The sequence below is a fragment of the Fictibacillus sp. 26RED30 genome (assembly GCF_015903845.1).
GTDB classification, from domain to species: Bacteria; Bacillota; Bacilli; order Bacillales; family Fictibacillaceae; genus Fictibacillus; species Fictibacillus phosphorivorans.
Genome location: NZ_JACZDV010000008.1, coordinates 47,315 through 58,013 on the forward strand (window position 1 = coordinate 47,315; position 10,699 = coordinate 58,013).

The window sequence follows — 10,699 nt, forward strand, 5'->3', positions numbered from 1 at the left end:
GTTTTAATGAATGATTATTTAATAAAGGCCCTTGCGTATGATGGGCAGATCCGCGCTTATGCGATCTCTTCTACTGAGATGGTAAGTGAAGGACAGAGAAGACATGACACATGGCCGACAGCTTCGGCTGCTTTAGGAAGAGCGATGACTGCATCGACCATGATGGGTATGATGTTAAAGGGTGAGAACAACAGCATAACGGTGAAGGTTGAAGGCGGCGGCCCAATCGGAGTAATCATCGTAGACAGCAATACAAAAGGTGAGACACGTGGTTATGTTACGAATCCGCATACTCACTTTGAACTGAACAGCAAAGGAAAGCTGGATGTAGCAAGAGCGGTAGGAAAAGACGGATACTTATCAGTTCTAAAAGATATCGGAATGCGCGAAAAGTTCACAGGACAAGTGCCGATGGTTTCAGGTGAACTAGGAGAGGACTTCACGTATTACTTTGCTTCTTCAGAACAAGTACCTTCTGCAGTAGGTGTTGGTGTTCTCGTGAATCCCGATAATTCGATAAAAGCATCTGGTGGTTTTATCGTACAAGTGATGCCGAACGCTTCGGATGCAATCGTTGACTTGCTAGAAGAAAGAATCAACGCGATTCCTCCTATTTCTCGATTGATTGAAAAAGGAATGACACCAGAAGAAATCTTATTTGAGCTTTTAGGAGAAGATCAAGTCCAAATCCTTGAGAAATCTCCGGTACGTTTTCAGTGCACGTGCTCACATGAGCGCTTTGGACAGGCGATTGTAAGTCTGGGTGAACAAGAAATCTCAGATATTATAGAAGAAGATGGCCAAGCAGAAACGAACTGTCAATTCTGTAACGCCACATATATCTTTACAAAAGAAGAACTTCAAACCTTGCTGGATCAAGCAAAAGCGTAAACCCGGACTTTTCTCCGGGTTTTGTTTTATACATGAAATAAAAATATCTGCGTACCATGGTAATAGACGATCTACGTATGCAATAAAATTGACAGAGTATTTCCAGGGTTGCTACAATTAATCCAATAAAAATACTCGGTTTTAGGAGTGATGGCAAATGGCAAGAGTGGCACAATCGATTACAGATTTGATCGGTCAAACACCTGTAGTGAAATTGAATCGCATCACATCAGAGGATATGGCAGATGTTTATTTGAAGTTAGAGTTCATGAACCCGGGAAGCAGCGTAAAAGACCGTATCGCATTAGCAATGATTGATGAGGCAGAGAAAAGCGGAAATTTAAAAGCAGAAGATACGATCGTTGAACCTACTAGCGGTAACACAGGAATTGGTTTAGCGATGGTTGCTGCAGCAAAAGGATACAAAACAGTTCTTGTCATGCCTGAAACGATGAGTTTAGAAAGAAGAAACCTTTTGAGAGCTTATGGTGCAGAGCTTGTCCTAACACCGGGACCTGAGGGTATGGGTGGAGCGATTAGAAAAGCAGAAGAATTAGCGAAAGAAAAAGGCTACTTCATGCCACAGCAGTTTAAGAATGAAGCGAACCCTGCTATTCATCGAAACACGACAGGTCAAGAGATCGTCTCACAATTCCCAGATGGACTTGATGCGTTCGTTTCTGGAATCGGCACGGGTGGAACAATCACAGGTGCAGGTCAGGTTTTAAAAGAGAAATACCCAGACATCAAGATCTATGCGGTTGAACCGACGGATTCTCCCGTGTTGTCTGGCGGAAAGCCAGGTCCGCACAAGATTCAAGGAATCGGTGCAGGTTTTGTGCCGGATATCTTAAAAACAGACATCTATGATGAAGTGTTAACCATCTCAAACGATGAAGCCTTCGAATGGGCGAGAAAAGCAGCTCGTGAAGAAGGGCTTTTGGGTGGCATCTCTTCAGGTGCAGCCATATCGGCAGCGTTAAAAGTTGCGAAAAAGCTTGGTAAAGGCAAAAAGGTATTAGCCATCATCCCAAGTAACGGAGAACGTTATTTAAGTACGCCGCTATACCAATTTGAAGACTAATTCTTTAAGTGAGCCTCCCTTTTTGGGGGGCTTTTTTATTATGTGTGGGGTATATGAGTGGTTGAAGGTAGTCGAATATTGTCAACTCGCCGATATATGTTCAAAACTCGCCGGATTAATGGGGAAACTCGCTGAATTAACACCAAAATTTCTTGAATTGTGGCTAAGATTTTTTGAATTAGCGGCTAGTATACCCCGACCTGTATAGACTTGAAACAATCATATCTTTCAAAAAGCACATTAATTTTGTGTTATCAGTCCGCAAACTCATACTTTTGATATCTTTCACTCATTAATAGACCTTTTTTCTAAAACAATTCACATTTTTTTCCTTACTATACATGGTCATCATTCTTAAAGACATTCGAAGTGGAGATAATACCCATGTAAATGCAGGAAATTGGGAGAAAGGTGTGCCAAAGTGAAACACCTCATGTACAATGTAAGCAGAAGATTTTTGGGAGAGTGACCGTATGGGGATGAACAAAAAATGGCATGTCATGCATTCATGTATACCTCTATCTAAAGAAGAGTGGTTTTACAAATATAAATCATTAGCGGCAACTGAACCTCGCCACGTTTTGCTGGAGAGCGGGAGAACAGGAAAGTATAGCATCATCGGACTTTCTCCGTTTGCCGAAGTCACTGGAAAACAAGAAGTATTAACAATAAAAACAGATGAAGGCTCGACTGTTTTACAAGGCCCTATATATGAGCAGTTTCAGAACTGGTTCAAAGATTTTGATGTGGAGCGAGTTGAAGGGTTGCCCGACTTTACTGGAGGAGCAATCGGTTACTTAAGTTATGACCTGACGCGCGAGTTTGAAAAACTGCCCGTCACATCAGAAGATGATCTAGGTCTTCCGGATTTATACTTCCTGCTGTTTAGAGATGTGTTCGTTTATGAACATGAATCGAGTATGTTATGGATTGTAACTTTAACTGAGAACAAGGATGATTCTTACAGCATAGACAAGCTTCGTGCATATAGAGAAATGTGGGAAACCCCGTTATCTGCAGCTTCAGACAGAAATGAAGACATTCAGAACTATTCAATTGAAGATTTTAAACACGTTTCAATGACAGAAGATGTTTTTGTAGATGCGGTTAAAAAGATTCAAAGATATATTTCTGATGGCGATGTGTTCCAAGTGAACCTTTCTGTTCGTCAGTCAAAGGCGCTACGAACAACGCCTATAAACATTTATGAAGAATTGAGAAGAATCAATCCTTCTCCATATATGAGTTACTTAGAAACACCAGATTTTCAGCTTGTTAGTGCTTCACCTGAACTTTTAGTAAAGAAAAAAGGTGATCACATCAGCACCCGTCCGATCGCCGGAACACGACCACGCGGTAGAACAGAAGAAGAGGATATCGAGCTTGCAAATACGCTGATCCAAAATGAAAAAGAACGAGCTGAACATGTGATGCTCGTCGATCTTGAACGAAACGATCTTGGTAAAGTTTCGGTATATGGAAGTGTGAATGTAGATGAGTTCATGGTGATCGAAAGGTATTCACACGTGATGCATATTGTCTCGAATGTAGTGGGCACATTACGGCCAGAATTTGATGCGTTTGATTGCATCAAAGCGACATTCCCAGGTGGTACGATCACGGGCGCTCCAAAAGTGAGAACGATGGAGATCATCGAAGAGTTAGAACCCGTGCGAAGAGGTGTATACACTGGAAGTATCGGATGGATTGGTTTTAACGGCGATACGGAAATGAATATCGCAATTCGGACGATGGTATGTCAAAATGAAACTGCACACGTTCAAGCGGGTGCGGGTATCGTTATTGACTCCATACCTGAAAGTGAGTACAAGGAAAGTCTAAAAAAAGCAGAGGCGCTGTGGCGTGCCAAAGAGCAGAGTGAGCTCGGGTCAATTTTGGTATAAGACAGCACATGAGAGGAGATGAGACGAGATGATTTTAATGATTGATAACTACGATTCTTTTACGTACAACCTCGTTCAGTATTTAGGTGAGATGGGTGAGGAATTAGTCGTAAAACGTAACGATGAGATAACAATTCAGGAGATCGAGCAATTGAATCCGGATTTCTTAATGATTTCTCCGGGACCATGTTCTCCGAATGAAGCAGGTATCTCCCTAGAAGCGATCTCCCATTTTGCAGGGAAGATTCCCATTTTCGGAGTTTGCTTAGGTCATCAGTCGATCGCGCAAGTATTCGGCGGAGATGTGGTGCGTGCAGAGCGATTAATGCACGGTAAGGTGTCCCCTGTCCTTCATGACGGGAAGACGGTATATAACGGACTCGCGCAAGAGTTCCCAGCAACACGCTATCATTCATTGATCGTAAAAAGAGAAACACTTCCTGATTGCTTTGAGATTTCTTCTTGGACAAGTGAAGGAGAAATCATGGGGATTCGCCATAAAGAGCTTCCAATCGAAGGCGTTCAATATCATCCGGAGTCCATCCTAACGGAAGACGGAAAGAAATTGCTTAGAAATTTTATTGATTACTATAAAGGCAAGGAAGTTTCATGTACATCTATTTAAACGGAGTAGTGGTTTCCAAAGATGATGCTATGATCTCACCATATGATCATGGCTTCATGTATGGTTTAGGAGCGTTTGAAACCTTTAGAACGTATGACGGTTTTCCTTTTTTAATCGACGAACACTTGAACCGGCTGTGTGAAGCGTTAGACGAGTTGAATATCGACCTTGTGCTAGATGCAGACACAGTTATTGGGATGGTGGAGACACTCCTCGCTAAAAATAAGATGAATGACGCTTATTTTAGACTTAATGTATCAGCGGGCGTGGGTGATATCGGATTGCAGACGGAGCCATATATGAAACCTGTTGTTATTCTGTATACAAAGCCTCTCATGAAAACTAGTGCAGTAGCCGAAAAAGAGCTGGTTCTTCTTAAAACGAGACGCAATACGCCAGAAGGTGAAAAGCGGCTGAAGTCTCATCATTATTTAAACAGTATCTTGGGCAAAAGAGAGCTTTCTAACATGAATCAAGAAGGCATTTTCCTGACTCGAGAAGGCTATATCAGTGAAGGGACAGTTTCTAACCTTTTTTGGTACAAAGATAACATGCTCTTTACCCCCCACACGTCCACTGGGATTTTAGAGGGGATTACAAGAAAATGGGTCATGCACGCATCTAAACTGTTGAACATTCCTCTAGAAACGGGGAATTATATTATAGAGACCTTAACGGAAGCCGATGAAGTATTCCTGACGAACTCGATACAAGAGCTCGTTCCGGTCAGTCATTTTCAAGATACAACGTTCTCTGGAGCTGAAGGTGAAATGTATCAGAAGTTTAGGGAACTCTACATGAAACATACGAAGAAACAATATAGAAGTATTTGATGTTTTTTGAAAGGATAGATCCTCCATGCACGAAATGATGCTAAAGCAGCAAAAACTGAACTGCGGTGAGTACGTACTTGATTTTTCAAAAAAAACATATGTGATGGGTATTCTTAATGTAACTCCGGATTCGTTTTCAGATGGCGGGCATCACAACCGAATCGAACAGGCAATCCAGCACGCGAAGCAGATGGTGAAAGACGGCGCTGATATGATTGATATCGGTGGAGAATCTACTCGGCCGGGTGCAGATAAAGTTCCGCTCGAACAAGAGTTGGAACGTGTGATTCCTGTGATAGAAGCATTAAGAAAAGAAGTGAACGTTCCGTTGTCGATTGATACGTATAAAGCAGAAACTGCCTATCAAGCGATAAAAGCAGGTGCTCATATCATCAACGATGTGTGGGGAGCCAAATTTGATCCGGATATGCCAGGTGTGATGGCCGAGACGAATGTTCCAGTCATCCTCATGCATAATCGTTTTGATACGAACTACCAAGAATTCATGCCGGATGTAATTGCAGATTTAGAGCATAGTATTGCGATTACGGTTAAGGCAGGCGTTAATCCTGACAATATCATCCTAGATCCAGGTGTTGGTTTTGTGAAAACGTTCGAACAAAACCTTGAAACGATTAGAAGACTGAATGAAATTGTTCAGATGGGCTATCCTGTTTTATTAGGAACTTCACGTAAATCGATGATCGGCAAGGCCCTTGATCTGCCAGTGGAAGAGCGCGTGGAAGGAACAGGTGCGACAGTTTGCCTCGGTATTGAACGCGGTTGTTCGATCGTTCGTGTTCATGATGTAAAAGAAATGAGCAGAATGACAAAGATGATGGACATCATGCTCAAAAAAGGAGCGGTGTCTCATGGATAAAATGTATGTGAACGGTATGAAGTTTTATGGCTATCACGGTGTGTTTAAGGAAGAGCAAAAGCTTGGACAGCGTTTTAATGTGGACGTAGTATTATCAATGGACCTTTCCCAAGCGGGACTGTCCGATGAACTAGACAATACAGTCAACTATGGAGAAGTGTACGAAGCTGTTAAAGAAATGGTAGAAGGTGAGCCGGTCAAGCTTTTAGAAACATTGGCTGAAGCGATCTCTGCTTCTATACTTGGAAAGTTTACTATGGTTGACGAAGTGATGGTCAGAGTGATCAAACCAGATCCTCCGATCCCTGGGCATTATGAATCGGTAGCCGTTGAGATCACAAGGGGACGTGTATAGATGGTCGGTAACAACATTGCTTATCTATCTGTCGGTTCCAATATGGGAGATAGAGAAGGGTTGCTGAAACAAGCCATTTCTCTATTAGAAGAGCTTGCCGACATAAGTATTGAATCTGTTTCTTCGATCTACGAGACAGATCCAGTAGGTGTGACTGATCAGCCATTATTCTTAAATTTAGCATTAAAACTCAAAACCTCCCTTTCTCCACAGGCGCTTTTGAGTAAACTGCAAGACGTAGAGACGAAACTAGACCGGAAAAGGGTTCAAAAATGGGGACCGCGAACAATAGACCTTGACATTTTATTGTATAATAGTGTAAGTATACAGACGGAAGAGTTAACCATTCCGCATCCACGTATGCTTGAAAGGGCGTTTGTTCTCATACCTCTAAGTGAAATTGCTCCAGATGATATTTACCCGGAGAATTCAATTTCGTTACATCAAGTCCTTTGCGAACAAAGAGATAAAGAAGGTGTACGCATATGGAAGAAGACCGACTGGGAAGACGCATCCGTGCGTTCAGAAAGTTAAAAGGTTATACCCAAGAACAGCTTGCTAAAGACATCGGAATCTCAGTTTCGGTTCTTGGTGAGGTGGAAAGGGGCAGCCGAAAGCCTAAAGGAGATCTGCTTAAAAGAATAGCAGATCAATTCAGCATTAACGTAGAAGAATTACAATAAGTAATCGATATATAAAGACAGTAAAAGGAACGAGGTGATCGTTAACTTGAAAATCGGAGATATTACTTTGAAGAATCCAGTAGTTTTAGCACCGATGGCTGGTGTGTGTAATCCTGCTTTCCGTTTGATCGCAAAAGAGTTCGGTGCCGGGCTCGTTTGCGCAGAAATGGTAAGTGACAAAGGGATTCTCCATGAGAACGAAAGATCTTTAAAGATGCTTTATGTAGATGAACGTGAAAAACCACTTAGCCTGCAGATCTTTGGAGGAGAACGTGAATCTTTAGTTGCTGCGGCTAAATACGTAGATAAAAATACGAACGCAGACATTATAGATATCAATATGGGATGCCCGGTTCCGAAAATCACAAAATGTGATGCGGGAGCAAAGTGGCTGCTGGACCCAGACAAGATTTATGAGATGGTAGCGGCTACGGTTGATGCTGTTCAAAAACCGGTAACTGTTAAAATGCGTATCGGTTGGGATGAAGATCATATCTATGCTGTTAAAAATGCTCAAGCAGTTGAACGTGCCGGAGGAGCCGCTGTTGCTGTACATGGCCGTACGCGTGTTCAGATGTATGAAGGAGTAGCGGATTGGGACATCATCGGTGAAGTGAAGAAGAATGTATCTATTCCGGTTATCGGTAATGGTGATATCTCTTCCCCTCAAGAAGCGAAAGACCGCATGGATCAATATGGAGTAGACGGAGTTATGATCGGAAGAGCTGCACTTGGTAACCCGTGGATGCTTTATCGCACCGTTCAATATTTAGAGAACGGAATCATCGCACCTGAACCTACTGCTCGTGAAAAGATGAACATCTGCATGCTTCATATGGATCGTTTAATCGACCTTAAAGGTGAAGATGTTGCTGCGAGAGAGATGAGAAAGCATGCCGCTTGGTATCTTAAAGGCTTGCCTCAAACGGGTTCTGTTCGAAATGAGATCAACCAGATGACTACTCGTGAAGAAATGAGTAAACTATTGTTTGGTTATGTAGATCAATTAGAAGAAATACAAAAAATCAGCTAACACTAGCAACATACAGCCAGATCATCAGATGACTGGCTGTTGTTTGCTTAAATACAACAGATTCAGCATACGGTGTTTTTTATTATAATGGAGGAGGAATAGCTTATGGCTATGCTCAAACTCACCCAAGAAGGCACTAGGAATCTAGAAAAAGAACTACAATACCTATCAAAACGTAAAAAGGAATGCCGAAACACGTCAGAAAAAGAATTCATTCATAAGCGGGTGTCTGAGATAAAAGATATTTTAGCTCAATCTGTCACATGGCCAATGGTTAGGGAACCGGGTTACCATGTAGAACCCGGCTCAACCATTACTATAGAAGATACAGTTTACAAAGAACGGTACACGTATACGATCGTACATCCTTTTGAAGCTGACCCCCGTGAAAATATGATTTCTGTTCAGTCTCTCATTGCAAAAGCTGCGATTGGAAAAACTGTACACGCGACATTTACTGTTACTGTTCCTTTCGGCGAAGATTTATCTTATACCATACTTGATATTCAAAACTGCTAAAAGCTAGGAGTGTTCCCATGAGCCAAGAATTAGAATTAAATGACTTGCTTCGTGTTAGAAGAGAAAAATTAGCTGCATTAACTGAAAAAGGAGTAGATCCTTTCGGTACAAAGTTCGACCGTACACATACTGCAGCGGATCTTGTTTCTGAATACGGAGAAAAAGAAAAAGAAGAACTTGATAATGAAGAGATCTCAGTAACTCTTGCGGGTCGTATCATGACAAAACGCGGAAAAGGGAAAGCTGGATTTGCTCACATTCAAGACTTGTCTGGAAAGATTCAGATCTATGTAAGATTAGATGCTGTTGGTGATGAGCAATACGAACTATTCAATACGATCGATATTGGTGACTGGGTAGGCGTAACAGGACTTGTCTTTAAAACGAAAGTAGGAGAACTTTCTATTAAAGCGAAGGACTTTCAGTTACTAACAAAATCCCTGCGTCCACTGCCTGATAAGTTTCATGGACTAAAAGATGTTGAACAGCGCTACCGTCAACGTTATGTAGATCTGATTATGAACCCGGAAGTAAAAGATACGTTTATTTCTCGTTCTAAAATCATTCGTTCAATGCGCCGTTATTTAGACGACAATGGTTATCTAGAAGTAGAAACACCAACTATGCATTCAATCCCTGGAGGAGCTTCAGCACGACCATTCATTACGCATCATAATGCACTTGATATGGAGCTTTACATGCGAATCGCAATCGAGCTTCACCTTAAGCGCCTTATCGTGGGTGGACTAGAGAAAGTGTATGAAATCGGCCGTGTATTCCGTAATGAAGGAGTGTCAACTCGTCATAATCCTGAATTTACGATGATCGAGCTGTATGAAGCATATGCAGATTACCTTGATATCATGGAATTAACGGAGAATTTAGTCGCACACATCGCAGAAGATGTCTTAGGCACAACAACTGTAACTTACGGAGATTATGAAGTAGATCTTAAGCCGCGTTGGAAAAGAGTACACATGGTCGATGCGATTAAAGAAGCAGCTGGCGTAGACTTCTGGCCAGAAATGACAGATGAAGAAGCACGCGCTCTAGCTAAAGAACATAATGTACCTGTAAAGGAGAACATGTCTTACGGTCATGTTGTAAATGAATTCTTTGAGCACTTTGTAGAAGAAAAACTGATTCAACCTACATTCGTGTACGGTCACCCAGTTGCAATCTCACCTTTAGCGAAGAAGAATCCTGAAGATCCTCGCTTTACTGATCGATTTGAACTATTTATCGTTGGCCGTGAGCATGCGAATGCATTCTCTGAGCTAAACGACCCGATTGATCAACGTGAGCGTTTTGAAGAACAATTAAAAGAACGCGCTGAAGGTAATGATGAAGCGCATATGATGGATGAAGACTTTGTAGAAGCACTTGAATACGGTATGCCTCCTACAGGTGGACTAGGAATCGGAATCGATCGTCTAGTGATGCTGTTAACAAACTCACCATCCATTCGTGACGTACTATTATTCCCGCAAATGCGTCATTCTGAGAAATAGTTAAGATCAAAAAGCCAGCACTGTGCTGGCTTTTTGATTTTATGAGGAAGTAAGAATAGGAATTCGGAAAACGAGTATCATAATTAAGGTGTGATTCAAGGGTTATCATCTTACTATATCTTGTATTAAAAAGTGATTTGAGCGCTGTATCTTGTACATGCTGTAAACTCTTGAAAAACAGCTAAATAAAAGTTATCTTTTTTTCGGTAAAACTATTGTACAAGAGCGAAAATGATGGTATATTATTCTTCGTCGCAAGGAATACTGACATGTTGATGAGCTTCACATAAACGATTAAAAGTTTTTGAAAAAAGCTGTTGACAACGAGGGTTGCGACATGTTAACCTAATAAAGTCGCCAAAACGAGCGGCTAACAAAAAC

Annotated in this window: 12 protein-coding genes; all 12 read left to right on the forward strand. The window is 41.7% G+C overall.

All coding sequences use genetic code 11. The annotated features are described in order from the left end of the window. Positions 1-6 precede the first annotated feature (6 nt). The 12 genes from hslO to lysS all read left to right on the forward strand — a co-directional run bounded on the left by hslO (position 7) and on the right by lysS (position 10,318). Complete coding sequence (gene hslO, locus IHV11_RS20440; RefSeq protein WP_197134424.1) at positions 7-891, forward strand: Hsp33 family molecular chaperone HslO; 885 nt, start codon at positions 7-9, stop codon at positions 889-891. A 157-nt stretch (positions 892-1,048) separates the two neighbouring features. Next, positions 1,049-1,975 carry a cysteine synthase A gene (gene cysK / locus IHV11_RS20445; RefSeq protein ID WP_197196049.1) on the forward strand — a complete coding sequence of 309 codons (927 nt, stop codon included), beginning with the start codon at positions 1,049-1,051 and terminating at the stop codon, positions 1,973-1,975. A gap of 479 nt (positions 1,976-2,454) precedes the next feature. After that, complete coding sequence (locus IHV11_RS20450; protein ID WP_197196056.1) at positions 2,455-3,879, forward strand: anthranilate synthase component I family protein; 1,425 nt, start codon at positions 2,455-2,457, stop codon at positions 3,877-3,879. Positions 3,880-3,907: 28 nt separating this feature from the next. Next, positions 3,908-4,504 (forward strand): aminodeoxychorismate/anthranilate synthase component II, encoded by a 597-nt coding sequence (pabA, locus tag IHV11_RS20455; protein WP_197196050.1) that lies wholly within the window; start codon positions 3,908-3,910, stop codon positions 4,502-4,504. Continuing rightward, positions 4,489-5,337 (forward strand): aminodeoxychorismate lyase, encoded by an 849-nt coding sequence (gene pabC, locus IHV11_RS20460; RefSeq protein WP_197196051.1) that lies wholly within the window; start codon positions 4,489-4,491, stop codon positions 5,335-5,337. Before pabA ends, pabC begins: the two co-directional genes overlap by 16 nt. A 34-nt stretch (positions 5,338-5,371) precedes the next feature. Continuing rightward, a complete protein-coding gene (gene folP / locus IHV11_RS20465; RefSeq protein ID WP_370568726.1) occupies positions 5,372-6,217 on the forward strand; it encodes a dihydropteroate synthase in 846 nt (281 codons plus the stop codon). Then, complete coding sequence (gene folB / locus IHV11_RS20470) at positions 6,210-6,572, forward strand: dihydroneopterin aldolase (RefSeq protein WP_197196053.1); 363 nt, start codon at positions 6,210-6,212, stop codon at positions 6,570-6,572. The genes folP and folB overlap by 8 nt, the downstream gene beginning before the upstream one ends. Beyond that, positions 6,573-7,106: a 2-amino-4-hydroxy-6-hydroxymethyldihydropteridine diphosphokinase gene (gene folK / locus IHV11_RS20475; protein ID WP_197134409.1), complete on the forward strand. Its 534-nt coding sequence runs from the start codon at positions 6,573-6,575 to the stop codon at positions 7,104-7,106. Next, positions 7,058-7,255, forward strand: a complete 198-nt coding sequence (locus IHV11_RS20480; RefSeq protein WP_197134406.1) for a helix-turn-helix domain-containing protein — start codon at positions 7,058-7,060, stop codon at positions 7,253-7,255. The genes folK and IHV11_RS20480 overlap by 49 nt, the downstream gene beginning before the upstream one ends. A gap of 46 nt (positions 7,256-7,301) precedes the next feature. Then, positions 7,302-8,288 (forward strand): tRNA dihydrouridine synthase DusB, encoded by a 987-nt coding sequence (gene dusB, locus IHV11_RS20485; RefSeq protein ID WP_255520121.1) that lies wholly within the window; start codon positions 7,302-7,304, stop codon positions 8,286-8,288. A gap of 105 nt (positions 8,289-8,393) precedes the next feature. After that, the gene (locus IHV11_RS20490; RefSeq protein ID WP_197134403.1) at positions 8,394-8,807 is read left to right on the forward strand and encodes a GreA/GreB family elongation factor; all 414 of its coding nucleotides are present in this window, start codon (positions 8,394-8,396) and stop codon (positions 8,805-8,807) included. Positions 8,808-8,824: 17 nt separating this feature from the next. Continuing rightward, positions 8,825-10,318: a lysine--tRNA ligase gene (gene lysS, locus IHV11_RS20495; RefSeq protein ID WP_197196054.1), complete on the forward strand. Its 1,494-nt coding sequence runs from the start codon at positions 8,825-8,827 to the stop codon at positions 10,316-10,318. Positions 10,319-10,699: the final 381 nt, after the last annotated feature.

Coding starts and splice junctions, on each gene's coding strand:
- IHV11_RS20450 (WP_197196056.1), top strand. CDS start 2,455: ATGAACAAAAAATGGCATGTCATGCATTCATGTATACCTCTATCTAAA.
- folP (WP_370568726.1), top strand. CDS start 5,372: ATGATGCTAAAGCAGCAAAAACTGAACTGCGGTGAGTACGTACTTGAT.
- pabA (WP_197196050.1), top strand. CDS start 3,908: ATGATTTTAATGATTGATAACTACGATTCTTTTACGTACAACCTCGTT.
- IHV11_RS20480 (WP_197134406.1), top strand. CDS start 7,058: ATGGAAGAAGACCGACTGGGAAGACGCATCCGTGCGTTCAGAAAGTTA.
- IHV11_RS20490 (WP_197134403.1), top strand. CDS start 8,394: ATGGCTATGCTCAAACTCACCCAAGAAGGCACTAGGAATCTAGAAAAA.
- folB (WP_197196053.1), top strand. CDS start 6,210: ATGGATAAAATGTATGTGAACGGTATGAAGTTTTATGGCTATCACGGT.
- hslO (WP_197134424.1), top strand. CDS start 7: ATGAATGATTATTTAATAAAGGCCCTTGCGTATGATGGGCAGATCCGC.
- pabC (WP_197196051.1), top strand. CDS start 4,489: ATGTACATCTATTTAAACGGAGTAGTGGTTTCCAAAGATGATGCTATG.
- cysK (WP_197196049.1), top strand. CDS start 1,049: ATGGCAAGAGTGGCACAATCGATTACAGATTTGATCGGTCAAACACCT.
- folK (WP_197134409.1), top strand. CDS start 6,573: ATGGTCGGTAACAACATTGCTTATCTATCTGTCGGTTCCAATATGGGA.
- lysS (WP_197196054.1), top strand. CDS start 8,825: ATGAGCCAAGAATTAGAATTAAATGACTTGCTTCGTGTTAGAAGAGAA.